The organism is Massilia sp. LMS1-1-1.1, assembly GCF_040815535.1.
In the GTDB taxonomy this organism is placed as follows: domain Bacteria; phylum Pseudomonadota; class Gammaproteobacteria; order Burkholderiales; family Burkholderiaceae_D; genus Janthinobacterium; species Janthinobacterium aestuarii.
On the sequence record NZ_JBFPNG010000065.1, the window covers coordinates 163,720 to 184,342 of the forward strand.

Below are 20,623 nucleotides of genomic sequence, written 5' to 3' on the forward strand. Positions count from 1 at the left end.
TTAAACTAGTCAAATCCACCAGAGGCATACCATGGCGCAAGACACTCCCAAAGACAACGCAGGTTTTACTTTGCCAGTTCCGGCGTCCGCGCCGCCTGCCGCCGATGCACCGGCTGCCGGCGCTGCGGCCACTACGGCCACCATCGAGCCTGCGCCCGCGCTCGATCCTGCCAGCACGACCGATACCTCGTCGCGCGATACCTTGATCGGCGGCGTCGTGCTGTTGCTGCTGTTCATCGCCTTTTTCTTTGCCAAGAATGCCTATGCGAATGGCCTGGTCGCCAAGCGCGTGCCGCCGAACAAGGCCAATGCCTCGGGCTGGTGGCTGTTCATCTTCCTGGCCAGCCTGGCGACCGGCGTCGTGCTGGCGGCCGTGAACGCGCATAAATTCCTCGCGCCACTGTTCATGGGACCGCTGGTGCTGGTGGGCCTGGTCGCCCTGTTGCTGACATTTACCTCAAGCCGCCGTTAAGCACGCCGTAACACGCTTTATCCAAGGAATCACCATGGCAGAGAACCTGAACCAAACCATCACCGGCGGCGCCAGCGAGCGCAAGCAGGACAAGATCATCGAACTGCGCCCGACCCTGTTCATCGGTATCGGCGGCACGGGCATGCAGGTGCTGATGCGCGTGCGCCGGCGCGTCCTCAACACCCTGTGGGGCGGCGCGGGCAACCGCACACGCATCGAGGGCTTGGCCGACTTTCCCATCGCGCAATTCATCCATTTCGACCTCGACAATGGCGCCGTGATCGAAAGCGGCGAGTCGCAGGCGAAGGACTTGCAGTTCGACCAGGTGAAGTTCACGGACGATGACAAGGTGGTCGAATCGTTCGACATGGACAAGTACAGCCGTGATGAAGATTCCCTGGAAAAATATCCGCACATCAAGGAATGGCTGCCGTTGACGCCGCAGCGCATCCGCGAATTGCGTTTCGACATGAGCAGCGGCGCCGGCCAGATCCGCGCCGTCTCGCGCCTGTATTTCTTCGACAAGTACGCGAAGATCCGCGACAAGATCCGTTTAAAGTTGAAAGCCCTGAAGGCGGGCCTGTCGCACGAGCGCCAGCTGGCCGAGCTGGGCTTGCGCATGGAAACGAATCGTTTCCGCATCGTCATCGTCGGCTCCGTGGCGGGCGGCACGGGTTCCGGTTCCTTCCTTGACATGGGCTTGCTGGCGCGCTGGCTGGCGCGCAGCGAAGTGGGCGCGGCCGACGTCGAGCTGATGCTGTTCTTGCCGACCGGCTACACCAAGGCCAACAAGGACCGGGTCGAGGCCAATGGCTATGCGGCGCTGATGGAGCTGGAATCGGCCATGATGGGCAACAAGGGCTACGTGGGCCGCTGGGATGCGTACGACCGCCCGGAACTGACGCGCGAGCCGTACAGCGAGGTCTACCTGATCGATTCGGGTAACCTGGCCCAGCAGCACACCAAAGATGTCAGCGACGTCTACCACATGGTGGCCGATTCGCTGTTCGAGGATTTCGCCTCGGCCGACTTCGCGCGCGCCAAGCGTTCGATCGCCGTCAACCAGGCGCAGCACAAGAACTCGCTGTACAACGCGCCCGTGCCGCAAGACCGTTTCGGCGACATGCGGCTGTATTTCTCGAAGCGCTTTTCCTCGTTCGGCATGGCCGTGCTCGACACGCGCCAGGAAGCGGCGCGCGACGAGCGGGCCCACCGCTGGGCCGGCGCCATGCTGCAGGCGTTCTTTGGCGTGGGCGGCACGGATGCGGGCGCCAACCGCGCGACGGATACGCAGCGCGATAATTTCCTTGCCGCCAATATGTTCCTGAAGGGCACGCCGTTCAGCGACTTTCCCGAGTTTTCCGACAAGAGCATCGAACTGAAGCGTTCCAGCGGCGACTTCATCGATTTCCGCGTCGTCGACGAATTGCTGGAAGACCGCCACGGCCATTTGCTGGCCGGTGTGGAAAACAGGGTCAATACGCGCATCAACGATATCCGCACGGGCTTTGACCGCAGCGAATGGCCGGCGCAGGTGCGCGACGCCATGAAGCACCTGGAACGCGACGCCGTGCGCGACCAGGATTCCACGGCCGACACGACGGAAGACCGCATCAGCAAGCGCCGCCGCGAAGTGCTGGAAGACGTCAAGAAAGTCGTGCGCGACCAGCTGTATGGTTACCTGGACAACAAGGAATTCGGCGGCCTGGAATACGTGCTGTCGCTGGTGGAACAGATCAAGGACCGCATCGAGGCGCCGGGCAGCGGACTGACGGCGCAGATCGGCAACAATGCCGAGCGCTACCGCGAAATCAAGGAAGCCGTGCGTTCGCGCGAATACGAGCGCCTGCTGAATAACCTGGAGCAGACGCGCAGCACCTTCGGCTTCCTCAGCAACGGCGAAAAGCAGGCCGGCGTGGTGATGGATCATTTGCGCACTGAAATGGCGAATGCCTTGAAGTTCCATCTGCGCGCCAAGGCGGCGGACGAGTCCGTCGTCCTGCTGGGCGAACTGTCGCGCTGGCTGGGCAACCGGGTCGGCGTCGACGCGCAAGGCCGCGCGCAGTGGAATGGCTTGGTGGGCGAGCTGCAGACAGGCCGCGAAGGCGTGCTGGCCATGCTGGCGGAACTCAAAACGGCGAATACGATTTTGCAGAAGGACCTGGACAAGGAACACGCGACCCTGATCGTCATTCCCGTCACGGAAAAAGACATCGCGTTGCCATCGGCGGCCACCTTGCGCCAGTGGGCCGATGAAGCGTTCAAGGACATGGGCGGCTCGAAAGCGCTGTTCCCCATGCTGGGCGAACCGGCGCAACGGGGCTTGATCCTGGCCAAAGTCACGCGCATGGCCGAGAACATGATTGCCACGACGAGCCTCGTGGAAGGCGCGACAAGCACGCCCGACCCCCTGTTCGAGGCGCTGGAACAGATGGATGTGTCCGAACGCCTGGACCGCTTCCGCAAGCTGCTGGCCTGCTCGATGCCGTGGATCGACGCCAATATGGCGGGCGACTTCACGGTCGTGTCGGACCAGTTCAAGTGCGTGATCGGCGTGGCCAATGCGGCCGCCTTCAAGGCCAAATTCGGTGCCGAGCTCGAATCGTGCGTGCCGACCCAGGTGGGCATCACGGTGAGCCAGCTGGAAATCGTCGAGACGGGCATCCGCGGGCGTGCCGTCTGCTATTGCGAACTGGCCGGCGTGCCGATGACGGTGCTGCGGGGCCTGGAAGGCTGGCGCACCAGTTACCGCAAGGAAGGCGACAACGACAAGGCGCCGACCCACACGCACATCGATCCGACGCAATTCACGCACCCGATCGCGCCGAACACGGACGAGATGAAGCGCCTGGCGGAAGACTTCGGCGAATTCCTGCAAGCGATCATGCTGGGCGTGCTGACGCGCCACACGGGCCGCGTCGTGCCGCCGGGCCAGTACCAGTTTGCCGTCGAGCCGGGCGACTTGCGCCGCATCGGCAATGAACGGGCCATCCGCCAGAACGGCATGCCCGCCTCGTACGAGAAAAATATCGCCCTGCGCATCGAGGAAAAATTGACGGCGCTTGATGCCGTGCAGACGGCCGCCATGGTGGCGCTGGCAAAATACTATGAACGCACCGTGTATGCGCCCAAGCTGGTGGCGCAGGCCGATGGTTCGCAGCTGCCGTACGTCGGTTTTGGCAGCGCCATTTCCGCCGAAGTGGGCGCGCGCCTGCGCGAGTCGGCGCGCCGCAAGGGCATGGCCAGCGATGAGCTCGACCGCACGGTGCAAACCCTGCTGGGCCGCCTGAAGGAATGGGCGAACGTTATCGGCGACTCCGACAGCGATGCTTATGACTGGGAAGTGCGCGAGCCGGAAGCGGACGGCCAGCCACGCCTGAAATATGCGATCAAGGCGGAAATGCTGGAAGCGGGGCGCCTTGAGCAATTGCTGCGCCCGGCCGGCGCGGCCGCTGCTCCGGCGGCAGCCGTGTTCGGCATGGCGCCGCCACCGCTGGGCGGCATGCCCCCGCCGCTGGTGGAATACCAGTATTTCCTGGGTATTAATGGCCAGCAGCAGGGACCGTTCACGGCCCAGCAGATCGTGCAATACGTGCAGGCGGGACAGGTTGCACCAGGCACCACCAAGGTGTGGCGCGCGGGCTTGCCGGCCTGGGCCGACCTGGCCCAGTTCCCCGAACTGGCGCCCTTGTTCCTCAGCGCGCCGCCACCGTTGATGCCGCCGCCACTGTGAACGCTGGAATGACGTTGGAATGAAGGATTAGTTTTGGATATCTGTAACAAATGCAAGACGGGTCTGTGGACCGTTGTCAGCCATTGCCCGTACTGCGGTCATGCGGTGGCGGGCGCGGCCAAGCCAGCCGCGGCCGTGCCGCCGCCGCAGCCAGTAGCGCCCAAGCCACCGCCTGTGCCGGTGGCGCCTGCGCCCGCACCGAAAGCGCCACCGAAACCGGCTGTCGTTCCACCGCCAGCGCCAGCGAAACAGGCCCAGCCGGCCCAGCCGAAAGCCGTGCCCAAGCCCGCGCCGGCAGCGCCGCCCGCATCAACCGAACGGTCATCACCGCCACGCAAGTGGCTGCGCTGGCTGGGCGGCATCGCCGTGCTGGCGGCCGTCATCGTCTACATGAATGGCAAGCCGGGCGGCAAGAATGAATCGGCCTGCAATGACGCCATCGACAGCGGCTTGAAACTGGTAGCGAATGGCAGCCTGGACGGTGCCCGCCAGAAGCTGGCGACGGCGAAGAATGTATGCACAGGCAAGTCCAGCGCCAAGGCCGACGATTTGCAGGCAGCCATCGGCAAGGCTGGGGCTGCATCCAGCAGTTGCCAGCGCAGCGTGCGCGCCATCGAGCGCGCGATCGATGGCCATCAATTACAAAGCGCCGCCAAGGGCATTGCCGGGCTCGACATTGATTGCGCGGGCGCGTCGAGCGTCGATTCCTTGCGCAAGCAGCTGGCGCGCCAGCAGGCGGCAGCCGCGTCCGTACTGGTGGGCGTGCGCCAGGCGCTCGATGGCAAGGATGCGGTGGCGGCAGGTAATGGCATCGCCAGGCTGGAAGCGATCGACCGCGAAGCGGTGGAATTGCCGCAGTTGAAGGCTGACGTGCAGGCGCTGTCGGCGGCTGCGGCGCCGGCGCCCGTTGCAGCTCCGGCTGCAGTCCTGGCACCCGTGCCGACGCCGGCACAGCAGGAACCGGCGCCCGCGCGCGCGGTCGAACGTTCAGCGGTGGCCGAACGCCGTCCGCTGGAAACGTCGCCCGTCGATAGCGGCGCGGCCATGCGCAACGAAATGGCGCAATCGTTTCTGCGCGACGCCGAGCGTTCTTTGCTGGAAGGCAAGTTCGATGCGGCCAAGACGTATCTGGAAAGCGCGCGCCGCGTCGATCCGGGCAATGCGCGCATCGACAATCTGTCGCGCCGCATCCGCGAGCGCGAACGGCAAGTGCTGCAGACGGAAACAACGATCAATTAGCTATCTGGGGAGTCACCATGCTGAACCACACCACCTTGCGCGCGGCCGCTGCGCTGACCATCGCGGCCATGCTGGCCGGCTGCGCCACGGCGCCGATGAATCCGAACGGCGTGCGCCAGGATAGTTCCTATCCGCAAGGTGGCGCCCAGGCGGCCACGGATGAGGACCCGTGCAGCGTGGGCACGTCGGCCGCTGCCGGCGCGGCCGTGGGCGCGCTGCTGGGTGCGCTGGCGGGCGGCAAGAATGGCGCGCTGAAAGGTGCTGCCATCGGCGGCGGCCTGGCGGCAGCCGGTTGCCTGGCCATCAATGTCAATTCGCGCCAGACCAAGACGGCGGCGCAGGCGGACCGCGACTACATCCGCACACGCGGCGCGCTGCCGCGCGAGCCGCAAGTGGTGTCGTACACGCCGCAGCTGAGTGCGTCGACCGTCAAGCGCGGCCAGCCGTTCAAGGTCAATTCCGTGGTCGAGCTGGTCAATGGCAGCGCGCAAAGCGTCAACGACGTGCGCGAAGAGCTGGTCGTGCTCGACCCGCAAGGCCAGCCATTCAAGTCCGGCTCGAAAGCCCTGGCCAGCAACAACAAGTCGGGCGGGCGCTTTGAAAATTCGTTCGAGCTGACCTTGCCGGCCGGCGTGTCGCAAGGCGTGTATGGCGTCAAGACGAATCTGTACGTGAACGGCAAGCTGGCCGCCACGCGCGACCTGCGCACGCAGCTGGTGATGCTGGATGTGGATACCCGCGTTGACGCGCAGCTGGCGCTGCGCTGATCGCCGTATGCAAACGGGTAGGTCGGATTAGCGGGGTAAAGCCCCGCGTAATCCGACAACACCACTAACGCCAACAATGTTGTCGGATTACGGCCCCTTGGGCCTAATCCGACTACGCGCCGCCCTGATATCCGTGCTGGCGCCAGGCTTCATACACGACGACGGCCACCGTATTCGACAGATTCAAACTGCGGTTGTCCGGTCGCATCGGCAGGCGGATACGTTGCTCGGCCGGAAAGCCGTCACGCAGGGCCGGGTCCAGGCCTTTTGTTTCGGAACCGAACACGAACACGTCGCCCGGCAGGAAGGCCACGTCGCCGAACGGGCGCGAGCCGCGCGTCGTCATGGCGAACATGCGGGATGGGTCGGGCTGGGTGTCGGCCAGGAACGCTTCCCAATTCTTGTGCACCTTCATGTTGGCGTAATCGTGATAATCGAGGCCGGCGCGCTTCATCTTGGCATCGTCGAGCGGAAAGCCCAGCGGTTCGACCAGGTGCAGCTGCGCACCCGTATTCGCGCACAGGCGGATGACGTTGCCCGTATTGGGCGGGATTTCAGGTTCTACCAAAACAACGTGAAACAAAATGCTCTCCTTATATAAGTGATGCTAGCGTGGCGGCGTGCGCGCCACCACCAGAATGCTGACCCTGGCCGCGCCCGCGCTCTTGCAGGCGGCGGCCAGCGCGTTGACGGTATGGCCGCTGCTCATCACGTCGTCGACGATGCCCACATGACACCCTTGCAATAACGGCGCGTATTCGGGCGCGATGGCGAACGCGTGCGCCAGGTTGGCTTGCCGTTCCTGCGGCGACACGCCGCTTTGCGCCCGGGTGTCGCGCACGCGCAGCGCCAGACGGGGCTGCAAAGCTACGTCCAGCAGGCGCGCCAGCGGACGGGCAATTTCCAGGGCCTGGTTAAAACCCCGCTCGGCCAGCCGGGCCGGCCCCAGCGGCACGGGGCACAGTAGCTGCGGCGCTTCCCACTCTGGTTGTTGCTGAATGGCAACGTGCAGCAGTTCTGCCAACAGGGGCGCCAGCGCCAGGCGCGCGCCGAATTTCAGCTGCAGCAGCAACTGGTCGACGGGCGCCGCATAATCAAACGCCGTGATCGTGGCGTCATACGCGGGCCTGTGGCGCAAACAGCGCCCGCACAGCAGCGCCACATCGTCGAGCGGATTGGCGCACTGGCGGCAGCGGTGGCGCAGTTGCCCCAGGTACTGCGCGCGGCAGGGCGGGCACAGCACTTGTGGGCAGCCGATGCCGCACAGCGCGCACTGGGCCGGCAGCACCGTGGCGCCCAGCCACTGGCGCAGCGCCTGCCACGCGGCATCAAGGCGGTGCCGGGTGGCGGTTCGCATCGCGATGGCGTCGTTCCATGTACACTGCCGACATTATCTCACCTCACCGGTTTCAACATGCCAGTTCCCACCAGTCCGCCCAAAATGAGTGCGCCCATCGATGCGGTGCAAGTACGCGATTTCTTTTCCCGTCCGGCGCGCGTCGCGCCATCGGACTTCCTGCGCCGCGAAGTGTCGGCACGCATGCACGAGCGCCTCGAGCTGGTGAAAATCACGCCGCACCGTGTGCTTGACGCCGGCTGCGGTCCGGGTGCGGACCTGGCGCAGCTGCACAAGGATTATCCCGCCGCGCAGATTATCGGTCTCGATGCAGCGCAAGCGATGATGCAGGCGGCGCGCGCGCCCGCGTCGAAACTGGCCAGTTTGAACCAGTTCCTCAGCAAACTCTTGCCAGCCAAGGCGGGCGTGGATTTGCTGTGCGGCGACCTCGGCGACTTGCCGCTGGCGCAGGGCAGCATCGACCTCGTGTGGTCCAACCTGGCGCTGCACTGGCATGCCCAGCCCGACCGCGTGTTTGCCGAATGGCGGCGCGCGCTGCGCCTCGATGGTTTGCTGATGTTTTCCTGTTTCGGTCCCGACACTTTCCGCGAAGTGCGCGACGCCTTTGCCGAGGCGGACTTGTATCCGCATGCCTTGCCCTTTGTCGACATGCACGACTTTGGCGACATGCTCGTCGAAACGGGTTTTTCCACGCCCGTGCTGGATATGGAGATCATCACGGTGACCTACGACACGGCGGAAAAACTGCTGGCGGACGTGCGCGCCTTTGGCGGCAACCCGCTGACCACGCGCCGGCGCGGCCTGATGGGCAAGGCGGCCTGGCAGCGCATGCTGGCCGCGCTGGAAAAAACGCGCCGCCCCGATGGCAAGCTGGGCCTGAGTTTCGAGGTGATCTATGGCCACGCTTTCCGTCCCGCGCCGCGCGTGACGCGCAACGGGGAAGCCATCATCCGATTCGACTTGCCGCGCAAACCCAAATAAAAGGGCAAAGAAACCGACACTTGGTCGGCATCCGCGCGTTAATGTTGCAGCAAGCGTTGCAAAGCGCGCGGCTGCCGGGAGAAGGGCGCGCACAAAGCCGATTATTGCTTGATGGATTCAAGTTTACTTGATTATAATCGTTGATTGTTTGTCAGCTTGTTAAGTAGAAAAAACAAGGGCTGCATACAAAATAAAAAAAACAAAGCGAGACGAATTCGAAGTTACTGCATTAGTATAGTAACCATCTTCCACACGAGGCCATTTCGATGTGGGGAAGAAAAACAGGGTTCCAGCATGGTTGCGCGCCGCCGTTTTTGCTGCGGCAGCCAGCATGGAATTCGCTGGTGCTTGACGCACATGGCCGCATTCTGGCCGTGTTGCTTTCATGGAGGAGCGGCAGCGGTCCAGTACGGAGAAGTCCGCAGCCGTTTAAAATATCATTATTTTTTGGGTGGTTGGGGAAAACATGACACATGCAAAGCGACTTCAATCGTTGCTGCTCGGGCTGTCTTTGACAGCGTTTGGCATCGGGCGATGGGCCACGGCGGCACCGGCTGCCAGCACCTATCCCGGCACCGGCGGTCCCGTGCCGTTCGAAATGAATCTGCAACCGCCGGCGACACAGATCGCCCATGAAATCTACGATTTGCACACCCTGATGATGATCATCTGCCTGGTGATCTTCGTGGCCGTGTTCGGCGTCATGTTTTATTCCATCTTCAAGCACCGCAAGTCCCTGGGCCACAAACCGGCCACTTTCCACGAAAGCACCACCGTCGAGATCGCCTGGACCGTCGTGCCTTTCCTGATCGTCATCGGCATGGCCCTGCCTGCCACGCGCACCGTCGTCGGCATGAAGGATACCTCGAACGCCGACATCACCATCAAGGCCACCGGCATGCAGTGGAAATGGGGCTATGACTACCTGAAAGGCGAGGGCGAAGGCATTTCCTTCCTCTCCAACCTGGCCACGCCGCGCTCGCAAGTGGGTGCGCCAGGTGCGCCGCCGACGGAAAAACGCGGTGAGAACTACCTGATCGAAGTCGATAACGAAGTCGTCGTGCCGGTCAACAAGAAGATCCGCGTGGTGCTGACGGCCAACGACGTCATCCACGCTTGGTCTGTGCCAGCCTTTGGCGTCAAGCAGGATGCGATTCCCGGTTTCGTGCGCGACACCTGGTTCAAGTCCGATCATATCGGCACCTTCCGCGGCAATTGCGCCGAGCTGTGCGGCAAGGAACACGCGTTCATGCCCATCGTCGTCAAGGTCGTATCAGCCGATGACTACAAGGCCTGGGTTGATGTAAAACAAAAGGAAATGGCGGCATTGGCTGATGATCCAAGCAAGGTGTGGACCATCGACGAATTGAAGGTCAAGGGCGAGAAAGTGTATGCGGCCAACTGCGTGGTCTGCCACCAGGCGACAGGCAAGGGCGTGCCCGGTGCGTTTGCGCCGCTGGACGGCTCGGCGGTGGTGAACGGTCCGAAAGCGGATCAGATCCACATCTTGCTGAACGGGCAAAAGAGCGGCAAGTATCCCGCTGAAATGCCAGCCTGGAAACAGCTGTCCGACACGGAAATTGCCGCAGTGATCACTTACACGCGCAATACCTGGTCGAACAAGGCCGCAGAGAACATCGTTCAACCAGCCGAAATCGTGGCTGCACGCAAGTAATTAGGAGCCGCATATGAGTACTAGCACGAGCACTAGCACCTTGGACCACGCCGGTCACGACCATGCCCACGATCACCCCACGGGCTACCGCCGCTGGCTGTTTGCCACCAACCACAAGGATATCGGTACCCTGTACCTGTGGTTCTCGTTCATCATGCTGCTGTCGGGCGGCGTGCTGGCCCTGATGATCCGTACGGAACTGTTTCATCCAGGCCTGCAATTCTTCCACCCTGAATTCTTCAACCAGCTGACCACCATGCACGGCCTGGTGATGGTGTTTGGCGCCATCATGCCCGCCTTCGTCGGCTACGCCAACTGGATGATCCCGCTGCAAGTTGGCGCGTCCGACATGGCGTTTGCCCGCATGAACAACTTCTCGTTCTGGCTGCTGCCGCCGGCCGCGCTGCTGCTGGCCACGTCCTTCCTCGTGCCGGGCGGCGCCACGGCTGCCGGCTGGACCCTGTATGCGCCGCTGTCGACGCAGATGGGCCCTGGCATGGATATGGCGATTTTCGCCATGCACCTGATGGGGGCCTCGTCCATCATGGGTTCGATCAACATCATCGTGACCATCCTGAACATGCGCGCACCGGGCATGACCCTGATGAAAATGCCGATGTTCTGCTGGACCTGGCTCATTACCGCCTATCTGCTGATCGCCGTCATGCCCGTGCTGGCCGGCGCCATCACCATGACGCTGACGGACCGCCATTTCGGCACCTCGTTCTTTAATGCGGCAGGCGGCGGCGACCCCGTCATGTACCAGCACATCTTCTGGTTCTTCGGCCATCCCGAGGTCTACATCATGATTCTGCCGGCCTTCGGCATCGTCTCGCAGATCCTGCCCGCGTTTGCCCGCAAGCCCTTGTTCGGCTACGCGTCGATGGTCTACGCCACGGCTTCGATCGCGATTCTGTCCTTCATCGTATGGGCGCACCACATGTTTACCACCGGCATGCCGGTGACGAGCCAGCTGTTCTTCATGTACGCGACCATGCTGATCGCCGTGCCGACGGGCGTGAAAGTGTTCAACTGGATCGCCACGATGTGGAAGGGCTCGATGACGTTCGAGACGCCGATGCTGTTCTCGGTCGGCTTCATCTTCGTGTTTACCATGGGCGGCTTCACGGGCCTGATCCTGGCCGTCACGCCGATCGACATCCAGCTGCAGGATACCTATTATGTGGTGGCGCATTTCCACTATGTGCTGGTGGCCGGTTCGCTGTTTGCCCTGTTCGCCGGCTTCTACTACTGGTCGCCGAAATGGACTGGCTATATGTACAACGAAACGCGCGGCAAGATCCACTTCTGGCTGTCCCTGATCACGTTCAACGTGACCTTCTTCCCGATGCACTTCCTGGGCCTGGCCGGCATGCCGCGCCGCTACGCCGACTATCCGGCGCAGTTCACGGACTTCAACATGATCGCCTCGATCGGCGGCTTCGGTTTCGGCCTGATGCAGGTGTACTTCCTGTTCTTCGTGGTCTTGCCGACCATCCGCGGCGGCAAGGCTGCGCCAGCGAAACCATGGGAAGGCGCGGAAGGCCTGGAATGGACCGTGCCGAGCCCGGCGCCTTTCCACACGTTTGAAACGCCGCCGACCGTGAAATAAATAGGTATCCCGGGCCGGCGTGTTGCGCGGCCCGTCTTGAATAAAGTGCCTGTCATGACCGAACGTAAAAAACCGAACAACCTGCGTACCGGGCTGATACTGGGGGGCCTGGCGGCCTTCTTCTTCCTGTCCGTGTTCGTCAAGCGCATGTGGCTCTGACGTGACGACGCCAATCCAACAGGAAACACGCGGCCTGAACCGCAAGATGCTGGGCAAGCTGCTCGTCATTGCCGTGCTGATGTTCGGCTTCGGCTATGCCCTGATTCCCGTCTACAAGCAGATTTGCGAAGTGATGGGCATTAACGTGCTGACGCAAAAAGATGGCACGGTGGCCTACGACAACAATACGCAGGTCGACACGACGCGCAGCATCACCGTCGAATTCGACGGCAATGCGCAGGGGCCATGGCGCTTCCGCCCGACGGTGTCGAGCATGCAGGTGCATCCGGGCGAACTGGTGACCGTCATGTATGAAGTGGTCAACACGCAAAACCGCGTCGTCAACGCGCAAGCCATCCCCAGCTACGCGCCGCAGAGCGCCACGCCGCATTTCAAGAAGGTCGAATGCTTCTGCTTCAAGCAGCAGACCCTGAAGGCCAAGGAAGCGCGGCAGATGCCGGTGGTGTTCTTCCTCGATCCGGCCCTGCCGAAAGAGGTCAAAACCATCACGCTGTCGTACACGTTTTTCGAGATTGCCGGTCTGAGCCAGGCTCAGACGCCGGCCGTCCAATAGGAGAGTGGCATGGGCGAATCCAAGCAGCCTGAAAAAGCGTCGTTCCTGTATTCGCTGCGGGCCGTCGTGTGGTCGTTCACGGGCTTGCGCCGCAAGAGCGATTTCGACACGGATTCGGCCAAGCTCAATCCCGTGCACATCGTCATCGCCGGCTTCCTGGTGGTGGCTTGCCTGATCGGCATCCTGATTTCAATTGTTAAATTCGTCGTTTTATAAATTATAAAAAACCACCCTATAAGTTTTTGAGGAGATGATGATGAGTTCCAACCACGCCGCCGTACCCTATTATTTCGTGCCCGGCCCGTCGCGCTGGCCCATGCTGGGCGGCGCCAGCCTGCTGCTGACCATGATCGGCGCATCGGCCTGGGTCAACGACGTCTCCTGGGGCCCGTACGTCAATTACCTGGGCCTGGCCGGCATCCTGCTGGTGCTGTATTTCTGGTTCGGCGACGCCATCAGCGAGTCCGAGCAGGGTCTGTACAGCGAGCGCATCGACCACTCGTTCCGCTGGAGCATGAGCTGGTTCATCTTTTCGGAAGTCATGTTCTTCGCCGCCTTCTTCGGCGCCCTGTTCTATGCGCGCAGCATCTCGATGCCATGGCTGGCCGATCTCGATCACAAGGTGATCTGGCCCGATTTCGCCGCTCAGTGGGGCAATACGGGCCCGGCCGGCACGGTGCAGGAATTCACCACCATGACGCCGTTCTGGATTCCAACCATCAACACGGCCTTGCTGCTGCTGTCGGGCGTCACCCTGACCATTTCGCACCACGCGCTGCGCGCCGGCCACCGCGGCATGACGGCCTTGTTCCTGTTCGCCACGATCTTGCTGGGCGCTATCTTCATGGGCTTCCAGGTCTACGAATACATGCACGCGTACAGCGAACTGAACTTGAAATTGACGTCCGGCATCTACGGCGCCACCTTCTTCATGCTGACAGGCTTCCACGGCTTCCACGTGACCTTGGGCGCCATCATGCTGTCCGTCATCCTGTACCGCGTGCTGAAAGGCCACTTCACGCCGGAACACCACTTCGGCTTCGAAGGCGCCGCCTGGTACTGGCACTTTGTCGACGTCGTCTGGCTGGGCCTGTATGTGGTCGTGTATTGGTTATAATGGCGGGGCAGGGCGCGCGCGGTTAGCGCTTGCGCCTGCACCATAAAAAAAGCCGTACCGGGACATCCTGGGTACGGCTTTTTTCTTAGTCTAAGAATTTTGCTAACCAAGCAACGTCGTTAGCACCGGGGTCAGTCCCTGCCGGGGGAATTCGCCCCAATGGGGCGGATTCCGATCCCGCAGGGACAGACCCCAGCATTTAATGTATGCCCGTGGGCTGGATATAGCCGAGCTTGTGCGCCAGCAGGATCAGCAGGAACAGGGTGATCGACAAGCCCACGCGCAGGGCCAGCGCCTGCACGGTGCGGTTGCTCTTGCCCTTGTCGCGCATGAGGAAGAACAGGGCCGAGCCCAGGCTGCCCAGGATCAGGATGAAGGCAATGGCAACGAGGATTTTCATGGATGGTAGCGCCAGGCTTGAGGAGGTTTCATTGTAATGCGTATCCGCTTCCATTTTAGATGGATTCCATTTGTTGTAATGCTGCTACTGGTGGCGCTGGGCGTGTCGCTGGCGCAATGGCAGCAGCGCCGTGGCGACGAGAAAGTCGCGCGCGCCGCCCGGCTGGAAGCGGGCAACCAGGCCGCGCCCCTGGCATTGACGGCCGCGCCGATGCTGCCGGCCGATGCGCAAGCGATCGAATACCGCAGGGTCACCGTCACGGGCCATTTTGCGCCCGCCTGGACGGTCTACCTGGACAACCGCCCTTACAAGGGCCAGGCCGGCTTTCATGTGCTCACGCCATTCCAGATCGACGGTTCAGCCACGCACGTTCTCGTGGCGCAAGGCTGGCTGCCGCGCAACAATGCCGAGCGCACGCGCATTCCCGACTACACGACACCGGCCGGCACCGTCACCATTAGCGGCATCGCGCGCCTGAACGCGGGCCATGTGATGGAGCTGGGCACGGCGCCGGCCCTGGCGCCGCACGCCATCGTGCAAAATGCCGATATCGGCCAGCTGGCCCAGGCCAGTGGCCTGGCCTTGCAACCATTCATTCTTGAACAAACAGTTGATTCGACAGCAACGGTGCCAGCGTCCGGCCAGCTTCCCGTGCGCGACTGGCCGGCGCCGGACCTGGGCGCCGACAAGCACCGCGGCTATGCATTCCAGTGGTACGCACTGGCACTGATGGCTTTTCTATTTTTTGTCTTTACAGGATTTCGACGTGCAAACAAACAACCCTGAAGCAACGCAAGACAGCAGCAATAAACAGGCACAGAATACGGGACGCTGGAAACTGCTGGCCGTCGTGGCCGTATGCGCGTTTCCCATCATCGCCTCGTATTTCACGTATTACATCATCAAGCCCACTGGCCGCAACAATTACGGCGCCCTGATCGACCCGCGTTTGTACCCGATACCCGAGGCAGCGCTGCAGGTGACGGAACTCGATGGCAAGGCGTCGCCGCTGGCGCAATTCAAGGGCAAGTGGGTGCTGCTGCAGACAGGGCCGTCCGACTGCCAGGAAGCATGCAAGAAGCAATTGTTTGACATGCAACAACTGCGCCTCATGCAGGGCAAGGAACGCGAACGCCTGGAACGGGTCTGGCTGGTGACGGATGCCCAGCCGCTCGACACGCTCGTGATGCGCGAATTCGACGGCACCAGCATGCTGCGCGTCAATAACGACGCCTTGAAAGCGTGGCTGCCCGTGGAGCCGGGCGGCAAGACCAGCGACCATTTCTATTTGATCGATCCGCTGGGCAATCTGATGATGCGCTTCCCGAAAGACGCGGACCCGAACAAGATCAAGAAAGACATCGCCAAGCTGCTCAAAGCTTCGGCGATCGGTTGAGGGGGCTGCATGCCGACGATGCATCTCTCCGCGCTGGCCCAGCTGGGCTTGACGGGTCTGCTGGTGGCGCTGCTGCCACTGACCATGGTCTGGGTGTCCGCGGACGCCAATAAATACCGCAAGCTCGTGTGGATCGCTGTTTTTTTGACGGTCGACCTGATCATGTTTGGCGGCTTCACGCGCCTGTCCGACTCGGGCCTCGGTTGCCCCGACTGGCCCGGCTGCTATGGTTCGGCCAATCCTTTCCTCGCGCACGAGCACATCGTGGCGGCGGAAACCCTGATGCCGACGGGGCCCGTGACGGTGGTGAAAGCGTGGATCGAAATGACGCACCGCTACCTGGCCATGGCCATAGGCGTCTTGATCGTGGCGATGATGGTGCAGGCGTGGCGCCAGTGGAGAAAGAGCAAACGTGCCGAGTTCGCGCCTGGACTGCCCACGGCGCTGTTCCTGTTCGTCTGCCTGCAGGGCGCGTTCGGCGCCTGGACCGTCACCCTGAAGCTGCAGCCCGTGATCGTCACCATCCACTTGCTGCTGGGCATGGGCTTGCTGGCCATGCTCACATGGCTGGGCGGGCGCCAGGACCATGCCGTCAAGCCCTTGCTGCGCGCCGATGCGGACGCTGCCGTGCTGCGCCCCGTGCGCGCGCTGGCGATCTTTTCGCTGGTGCTGTTAACCGTGCAGATCGCGCTGGGCGGCTGGGTGAGCACCAACTACGCCACTCTGGCCTGCACGGACTTCCCCCTGTGCGGCGGCAAGGTCATTCCGGAAATGGATTTCGAGCATGGCTTCCATCTGTGGCGCGAACTGGGCAAGACGGCCGCTGGCCATTACTTGCCGTTTTCCGCGCTGACGGCCATCCACTGGGTGCACCGCAATTTCGCCTTCATCGTGCTGGCCGGCATCGGCTATACCGTGTTTCGCGCGTGGAAACTGCCGTCCTTGCGCGGCACGGCACGCTGGGTTGCGCTGGTGCTGGTTCTGCAGGCGGCCACGGGCCTGGCGACGATTTACCTGAGCTGGCCATTGTCGATTGCCGTCCTGCATAACGGCGGGGCGGCGCTGCTCGTGTTATTGCTGACCATGTTAAACTACAAGGCTAAATTCCAACTCGATGTAGCGCGGAAATCTGCTTCCGCCTCCGCGCCAGTGCCCTCGGCACCAGCCAGTCCTTCCCGTATCGCATAAATGACTACTCAGACCATCAGCCGTAAACCATCCCCCCGCATCGCCCAGTATTGGGCGCTGACCAAGCCCCGCGTGACGCAACTGGCCGTGTTTTGCGCCGTCATCGGCATGTTCCTGGCCAGCGAGGAGTTGCCCGACTGGCGCGCGGTGGTGTTCGGCACCATCGGTATCTGGCTGCTGGCCGGCGCCGCGTTTGCCGTCAATTGCCTGGCCGAGCGCGAGATCGATGCGCGCATGGCCCGCACGGCGCGCCGCCCGATGGCCATGGGCGACATCACGGTGAAACAGACGGTGGTGTTCGCGCTGGTGATCGGCGGCCTGGGCATGGCGATTTTGTATCACCTCGTCAATCCGCTGACCATGTGGCTGACCTTTGTCACCTTTGTCGGCTATGCCTTGATCTACACCATGGTGCTGAAACCCGCTACACCACAGAACATCGTCATCGGCGGCCTGTCCGGCGCCATGCCGCCCGCGCTGGGCTGGGCCGCCGTCGCCAACGACGTGCCGATGCAGGCCTGGCTGCTGGTCCTGATCATTTTCGTGTGGACGCCGCCGCACTTCTGGGCCCTGGCCATGTACCGCCGCGACGATTACGCGCGCTCGGGCCTGCCCATGCTGCCCGTCACGCACGGCTTGAAGTTCACGCAATTCCACGTCTGGCTGTATTCGATCGCGCTGGCCGCCACCACCTTGCTGCCGTACGCCGTGCGCATGAGCGGCCTGATCTACCTGGCTTCGGCCGTGGTGCTCAACGCCGGCTTCCTGTATTACGCGTGGAAGATGTACCGCCACTACACGGACTTGATCGCGCGCAAGGCGTTTACGTTTTCCATCATCTACCTGGCCTTGCTGTTCGCGGCCTTGCTGGTCGACCACTACATTCCTATCGGCACATGAAAAAAACCCTGACACTGTTGTTGGCGGCCGCGCTGGTCGCCGTCCTGGCCGGCTGCGGCAAGCCAGCGGCGACCAAGCTGGCATTCAAGAACACGGATGTGACGGGCCTCGGCTACGCGCGCGAGTTTGCGCTGACGGACCACACTGGCCACCCGCGCACCCTGGCCGACTACAAGGGTAAGCTGGTGCTGGTGTTCTTCGGCTATACGCAATGCCCGGACGTGTGCCCCACCACCATGGCCGACATGGCCCAGGTGATGCGGGAAATGGGGCCGCAGGCGGACCAGGTGCAAGTGCTGTTCGTCACGGTCGACCCCGAGCGCGACACGCAAACCTTGCTGGCCGAATATGTGCCGGCCTTCGACAAGCGTTTCGTCGGCCTGTATGGCGACGCGGCCGCGACGGCCAAGGTGGCCAAGGAATTCAAGGTGTATTACGCCAAGGTCGAGGGCGAGACGGACAGCAGCTACACGGTCGACCACACGGCCGGCACCTATGTGTTCGACCGCGAAGGCAAGATCCGCCTGTTCGTGCGCCACGGCGAAAAGCCGGCCGCCATCGCGCACGATCTTAAACTTCTGCTATCCTGATCCGGTCGCGCCGCTAGGCGCCATCTTCAGGACATGCAGTACATGGACAAACGTTTCGAGCCCCACGCCCGCCTGGCAGCCATCATCTTCCTGTTGATCGGCTGCTTTTTCGTCTTGCGGCCCTTCCTCGCCGCCATGCTGTTTGCCGCCTGCGTGGGCATTTCCAGCTGGCCTTTGTACCTGCTGCTGCTCGACCGCCTGAAAGGCCGGCGCAACTGGGCGGCCGCCATCATGACCTTGTCGCTGCTGCTCGTCATCGTGCTGCCGCTGGCCCTCGTCACCTACAACCTGGCCGATAACGTGTCGCGCATCTATGAACAGTTGCGCGCCGCGCTGGAAACGGGCAGCGTGCATCCGCCGGCCTGGCTAGCCAGCATTCCCGTGGTGGGCGAAACCATCGCCGGCTACGTGGATCGCCTGCTCGCTGACCGCGAGGAATTACTCAATTTAGGCAAAACGATGCTGGAACCGGCGCGCCATTTCCTCGCTTCCGGCGGCATCCTGCTGGGCACGGGTCTGGCGCAGACCAGCCTGGCCGTGTTCGTCAGCTTCTTCCTCTACCGCGACGGAGAGCAGCTGAGCCGCGCCCTGATGACGGGCGCCGGCCGCATCATCGGCGACAGCGCGCCCGGTGTGGGCCTGACCATCAGCCGCACCGTGCGCGGCGTCATGTATGGCTTGTTGGGCACGGCGCTGGCGCAGGCGCTGGTGGCCGTGGTGGGTTTTTTGATCGCCGGCGTGCCGGCCGTGGCCCTCTTGGGCGTGGCCACCTTCATCTTTTCGCTGATCCCCGTGGGACCGCCCTTGATCTGGGGCGGCGCCGCCATCTGGCTGTTCAATGACGGCCAGACGGGCTGGGGCATCTTCATGCTGGTGTGGGGCGGTTTGCTGATCAGCGGCGTGGATAACGTGGTGAAACCCATGCTGATCAGCCGCGGCAGCAGCCTGCCATTTTTGCTCGTGCTGCTCGGCGTGCTGGGCGGCGTGCTGGCCTTCGGCTTCGTCGGCATCTTTATTGGCCCGACCCTGCTGGCCGTGCTGTACAGCTTGCTGCAAACGTGGACGGTAGGCGAGACCACCGTGCCGCAGGGCAAAGATACCCTGACGAGCAAGAAGTAGTTAATCTCTTAAATCCGCATCCAGATCGCGCTCCTGCTTCGGGATCACTTTAATGAGCACGATGCGGGGCCCGTTCATCTTCTTGACGACGATATCGAAGTCGACAAAGGTGATGCGCTGGCCCTGCTTCGGGATGTCACCGAGCTTGACCATGATCAAGCCGCCCACCGATTCCACGTCATCCAGTCCCAGTTCCTCGTTTTCGATATCGATGCCGAGGATGCGTTCGAGCGAGAAGATGGGCAGGCTGGCCTTGCCGATCAGGGTGCCGTCGCTCTGCTTGAGCCAGTCGTTTTCATTGCGGCGGAATTCATCGCGGATTTCGCCGACCATGGCGCCGAGCAAGTTATCCAGGGTGATGAAACCCAGCGGGCGCTTACCTTTTTCGCCGATCAGGGCGAAGTGCGGGGCGCCGTCGCGGAAGCGGCGGAACAGTTCCAGTGCCGGCGTGCGCGCGGAAATGATGTCCACGGGACGCAGGAACGGCGTGAGCGAGGTGATCGGCTTGCCCGCCTGCTGGGCAAAGAACAGATCCTTGAGGTGCACGACACCGAGCACGTCGTCTTCATTCATGTCGAAATACGGGTAGCGGCTGAAGCGGTTGCGGAGCACCGTGTCGAGGTTTTCTTCCAGGGTATTCGACGCGTGCAGGGCGATCACTTCATTGATCGGGCGCATCAGGTCCGACACCGTCATCTGTTCGAAATCGAGCGACTGCGCCAGGATGTTGCGCTCGTCGCGCGTAAACTTTTCGCCGGGCTGGCTGGTGCGCAGGATCAGCTTCAATTCTTCGGACGAGTAATGGGCGTCGTGGCCGCCCTTGCCGGACAGGCCCGCCAGGCGCAGCACCCAGTTGGCGCTGGCGTTGAGCAGGTAGATGGCCGGATACATGGTCCAGTAAAAGCCGTACAGGGGAATCGCGCTCCACAGGCCGACGGCTTCCGGGTTGCGGATGGCCATCGATTTGGGCGCCAGTTCGCCCACGACGATGTGCAGGAAGGAAATCACGCTGAAAGCGACGACGAAGGAGACGCCATGGATCAGCTCTTGCGACGTGACGCCGATGGCGCCGAACAGCGGCTCGAGCAGGCCGGCGAACGCCGGTTCGCCGACCCAGCCCAGGCCCAGCGACGCCAGGGTGATGCCCAGCTGGCAGGCGGACAGGTAGGCGTCCAGCTGGCCATGCACCTTGGCCAGGATGCGGCCCCGCAGTCCCTGCGTCTTGGCGATGGCGCGGATGCGCGTGCGCCGCAATGTGACGATGCCAAACTCGGCGGCAACAAAAAAACCGTTCAGCGCGACCAGGAAGAGGGCGAGCAGGACTAGCAAGACATTGTGCATGGG

At 62.5% G+C, this 20,623-nt stretch carries 22 protein-coding genes; 17 read left to right on the forward strand and 5 right to left on the reverse strand.

Annotated features, from left to right (window positions below; all coding sequences use genetic code 11):
* Positions 1-31 precede the first annotated feature (31 nt).
* The 4 genes from MRBLMS1_RS27725 to MRBLMS1_RS27740 are packed head-to-tail and all read left to right on the forward strand — an operon-like array spanning position 32 to position 6,211.
* Positions 32-472, forward strand: coding sequence for a hypothetical protein (locus MRBLMS1_RS27725; RefSeq protein ID WP_070305732.1), 441 nt, complete (start codon positions 32-34; stop codon positions 470-472).
* Between the two features lie 34 nt (positions 473-506).
* On the forward strand, positions 507-4,205 hold the full coding sequence (locus MRBLMS1_RS27730) for a tubulin-like doman-containing protein (RefSeq protein ID WP_485883540.1): 3,699 nt from the start codon (positions 507-509) through the stop codon (positions 4,203-4,205).
* Between the two features lie 33 nt (positions 4,206-4,238).
* Positions 4,239-5,444: a hypothetical protein gene (locus tag MRBLMS1_RS27735; protein WP_485883542.1), complete on the forward strand. Its 1,206-nt coding sequence runs from the start codon at positions 4,239-4,241 to the stop codon at positions 5,442-5,444.
* Positions 5,445-5,461: 17 nt separating this feature from the next.
* Positions 5,462-6,211, forward strand: a complete 750-nt coding sequence (locus MRBLMS1_RS27740) for a hypothetical protein (RefSeq protein WP_139091698.1) — start codon at positions 5,462-5,464, stop codon at positions 6,209-6,211.
* A gap of 112 nt (positions 6,212-6,323) precedes the next feature.
* Here the strand turns inward: MRBLMS1_RS27740 and trmL are convergent, their stop codons facing one another.
* A complete protein-coding gene (gene trmL / locus MRBLMS1_RS27745) occupies positions 6,324-6,794 on the reverse strand; it encodes a tRNA (uridine(34)/cytosine(34)/5-carboxymethylaminomethyluridine(34)-2'-O)-methyltransferase TrmL (protein ID WP_034749018.1) in 471 nt (156 codons plus the stop codon).
* A 24-nt stretch (positions 6,795-6,818) separates the two neighbouring features.
* Complete coding sequence (locus MRBLMS1_RS27750; protein WP_485883545.1) at positions 6,819-7,568, reverse strand: phosphoribosyltransferase family protein; 750 nt, start codon at positions 7,566-7,568, stop codon at positions 6,819-6,821.
* A 57-nt stretch (positions 7,569-7,625) separates the two neighbouring features.
* Here MRBLMS1_RS27750 and MRBLMS1_RS27755 point away from each other — a divergent pair, with 57 nt between their 5' ends.
* The gene (locus MRBLMS1_RS27755; RefSeq protein ID WP_254798662.1) at positions 7,626-8,549 is read left to right on the forward strand and encodes a methyltransferase domain-containing protein; all 924 of its coding nucleotides are present in this window, start codon (positions 7,626-7,628) and stop codon (positions 8,547-8,549) included.
* Positions 8,550-8,708: 159 nt separating this feature from the next.
* Here MRBLMS1_RS27755 and MRBLMS1_RS27760 read toward each other — a convergent pair whose 3' ends face one another.
* Positions 8,709-8,936, reverse strand: coding sequence for a hypothetical protein (locus tag MRBLMS1_RS27760; RefSeq protein WP_128141319.1), 228 nt, complete (start codon positions 8,934-8,936; stop codon positions 8,709-8,711).
* Positions 8,937-9,015: 79 nt separating this feature from the next.
* Between MRBLMS1_RS27760 and coxB the strand changes: the two genes are divergently transcribed.
* From coxB to MRBLMS1_RS27790, 6 genes are read left to right on the forward strand one after another with little or no spacing between them, the layout of a single operon-like run.
* Entirely contained in the window at positions 9,016-10,224 is a 1,209-nt protein-coding gene (coxB, locus tag MRBLMS1_RS27765; RefSeq protein WP_139091695.1) for a cytochrome c oxidase subunit II, read from the forward strand.
* Between the two features lie 13 nt (positions 10,225-10,237).
* Entirely contained in the window at positions 10,238-11,836 is a 1,599-nt protein-coding gene (ctaD, locus tag MRBLMS1_RS27770) for a cytochrome c oxidase subunit I (protein ID WP_139091694.1), read from the forward strand.
* A 54-nt stretch (positions 11,837-11,890) separates the two neighbouring features.
* Positions 11,891-11,995: a cytochrome oxidase small assembly protein gene (locus tag MRBLMS1_RS27775; protein WP_223278996.1), complete on the forward strand. Its 105-nt coding sequence runs from the start codon at positions 11,891-11,893 to the stop codon at positions 11,993-11,995.
* 1 nt (position 11,996) lies between these two features.
* Positions 11,997-12,569 carry a cytochrome c oxidase assembly protein gene (locus MRBLMS1_RS27780; protein ID WP_128141322.1) on the forward strand — a complete coding sequence of 191 codons (573 nt, stop codon included), beginning with the start codon at positions 11,997-11,999 and terminating at the stop codon, positions 12,567-12,569.
* Between the two features lie 9 nt (positions 12,570-12,578).
* Positions 12,579-12,785: a DUF2970 domain-containing protein gene (locus MRBLMS1_RS27785; RefSeq protein ID WP_034749002.1), complete on the forward strand. Its 207-nt coding sequence runs from the start codon at positions 12,579-12,581 to the stop codon at positions 12,783-12,785.
* Between the two features lie 40 nt (positions 12,786-12,825).
* Entirely contained in the window at positions 12,826-13,686 is an 861-nt protein-coding gene (locus tag MRBLMS1_RS27790) for a cytochrome c oxidase subunit 3 (RefSeq protein ID WP_070305721.1), read from the forward strand.
* Positions 13,687-13,885: 199 nt separating this feature from the next.
* On the opposite strand, the gene MRBLMS1_RS27795 is transcribed toward MRBLMS1_RS27790, so the two are convergent.
* The gene (locus tag MRBLMS1_RS27795; protein ID WP_034748996.1) at positions 13,886-14,086 is read right to left on the reverse strand and encodes a twin transmembrane helix small protein; all 201 of its coding nucleotides are present in this window, start codon (positions 14,084-14,086) and stop codon (positions 13,886-13,888) included.
* 36 nt (positions 14,087-14,122) lie between these two features.
* On the opposite strand from MRBLMS1_RS27795, the gene MRBLMS1_RS27800 reads away from it, so the two are divergent.
* The 6 genes from MRBLMS1_RS27800 to MRBLMS1_RS27825 are packed head-to-tail and all read left to right on the forward strand — an operon-like array spanning position 14,123 to position 19,279.
* Positions 14,123-14,872 carry an SURF1 family protein gene (locus MRBLMS1_RS27800; protein ID WP_485883551.1) on the forward strand — a complete coding sequence of 250 codons (750 nt, stop codon included), beginning with the start codon at positions 14,123-14,125 and terminating at the stop codon, positions 14,870-14,872.
* Complete coding sequence (locus tag MRBLMS1_RS27805; protein ID WP_485883553.1) at positions 14,853-15,482, forward strand: SCO family protein; 630 nt, start codon at positions 14,853-14,855, stop codon at positions 15,480-15,482. Before MRBLMS1_RS27800 ends, MRBLMS1_RS27805 begins: the two co-directional genes overlap by 20 nt.
* An 18-nt stretch (positions 15,483-15,500) precedes the next feature.
* Entirely contained in the window at positions 15,501-16,670 is a 1,170-nt protein-coding gene (locus tag MRBLMS1_RS27810) for a COX15/CtaA family protein (protein ID WP_485883612.1), read from the forward strand.
* Positions 16,671-17,570 (forward strand): heme o synthase, encoded by a 900-nt coding sequence (gene cyoE, locus MRBLMS1_RS27815; RefSeq protein ID WP_128141325.1) that lies wholly within the window; start codon positions 16,671-16,673, stop codon positions 17,568-17,570. It abuts the gene before it with no gap.
* Positions 17,567-18,160 carry an SCO family protein gene (locus MRBLMS1_RS27820; RefSeq protein ID WP_485883555.1) on the forward strand — a complete coding sequence of 198 codons (594 nt, stop codon included), beginning with the start codon at positions 17,567-17,569 and terminating at the stop codon, positions 18,158-18,160. Before cyoE ends, MRBLMS1_RS27820 begins: the two co-directional genes overlap by 4 nt.
* Positions 18,161-18,202: 42 nt before the next feature.
* A complete protein-coding gene (locus MRBLMS1_RS27825) occupies positions 18,203-19,279 on the forward strand; it encodes an AI-2E family transporter (RefSeq protein WP_485883557.1) in 1,077 nt (358 codons plus the stop codon).
* Here MRBLMS1_RS27825 and MRBLMS1_RS27830 read toward each other — a convergent pair whose 3' ends face one another.
* Complete coding sequence (locus tag MRBLMS1_RS27830; RefSeq protein WP_331778613.1) at positions 19,280-20,620, reverse strand: hemolysin family protein; 1,341 nt, start codon at positions 20,618-20,620, stop codon at positions 19,280-19,282. It lies immediately after the preceding gene.
* Between the last annotated feature and the right edge of the window lie 3 nt (positions 20,621-20,623).

Bases quoted from the DNA above. Each gene is read 5' to 3' on its own strand.
- MRBLMS1_RS27790 (WP_070305721.1), top strand. From the start codon at position 12,826: ATGAGTTCCAACCACGCCGCCGTACCCTATTATTTCGTGCCCGGCCCG.
- coxB (WP_139091695.1), top strand. From the start codon at position 9,016: ATGACACATGCAAAGCGACTTCAATCGTTGCTGCTCGGGCTGTCTTTG.
- MRBLMS1_RS27725 (WP_070305732.1), top strand. From the start codon at position 32: ATGGCGCAAGACACTCCCAAAGACAACGCAGGTTTTACTTTGCCAGTT.
- MRBLMS1_RS27785 (WP_034749002.1), top strand. From the start codon at position 12,579: ATGGGCGAATCCAAGCAGCCTGAAAAAGCGTCGTTCCTGTATTCGCTG.
- MRBLMS1_RS27755 (WP_254798662.1), top strand. From the start codon at position 7,626: ATGCCAGTTCCCACCAGTCCGCCCAAAATGAGTGCGCCCATCGATGCG.
- MRBLMS1_RS27820 (WP_485883555.1), top strand. From the start codon at position 17,567: ATGAAAAAAACCCTGACACTGTTGTTGGCGGCCGCGCTGGTCGCCGTC.
- MRBLMS1_RS27810 (WP_485883612.1), top strand. From the start codon at position 15,501: ATGCATCTCTCCGCGCTGGCCCAGCTGGGCTTGACGGGTCTGCTGGTG.
- MRBLMS1_RS27830 (WP_331778613.1), bottom strand. From the start codon at position 20,620: ATGCACAATGTCTTGCTAGTCCTGCTCGCCCTCTTCCTGGTCGCGCTG.
- MRBLMS1_RS27730 (WP_485883540.1), top strand. From the start codon at position 507: ATGGCAGAGAACCTGAACCAAACCATCACCGGCGGCGCCAGCGAGCGC.
- ctaD (WP_139091694.1), top strand. From the start codon at position 10,238: ATGAGTACTAGCACGAGCACTAGCACCTTGGACCACGCCGGTCACGAC.
- MRBLMS1_RS27760 (WP_128141319.1), bottom strand. From the start codon at position 8,936: ATGAAAGCAACACGGCCAGAATGCGGCCATGTGCGTCAAGCACCAGCG.
- MRBLMS1_RS27795 (WP_034748996.1), bottom strand. From the start codon at position 14,086: ATGAAAATCCTCGTTGCCATTGCCTTCATCCTGATCCTGGGCAGCCTG.
- MRBLMS1_RS27740 (WP_139091698.1), top strand. From the start codon at position 5,462: ATGCTGAACCACACCACCTTGCGCGCGGCCGCTGCGCTGACCATCGCG.
- MRBLMS1_RS27750 (WP_485883545.1), bottom strand. From the start codon at position 7,568: ATGCGAACCGCCACCCGGCACCGCCTTGATGCCGCGTGGCAGGCGCTG.
- MRBLMS1_RS27825 (WP_485883557.1), top strand. From the start codon at position 18,203: ATGGACAAACGTTTCGAGCCCCACGCCCGCCTGGCAGCCATCATCTTC.
- cyoE (WP_128141325.1), top strand. From the start codon at position 16,671: ATGACTACTCAGACCATCAGCCGTAAACCATCCCCCCGCATCGCCCAG.
- MRBLMS1_RS27800 (WP_485883551.1), top strand. From the start codon at position 14,123: ATGCGTATCCGCTTCCATTTTAGATGGATTCCATTTGTTGTAATGCTG.
- MRBLMS1_RS27775 (WP_223278996.1), top strand. From the start codon at position 11,891: ATGACCGAACGTAAAAAACCGAACAACCTGCGTACCGGGCTGATACTG.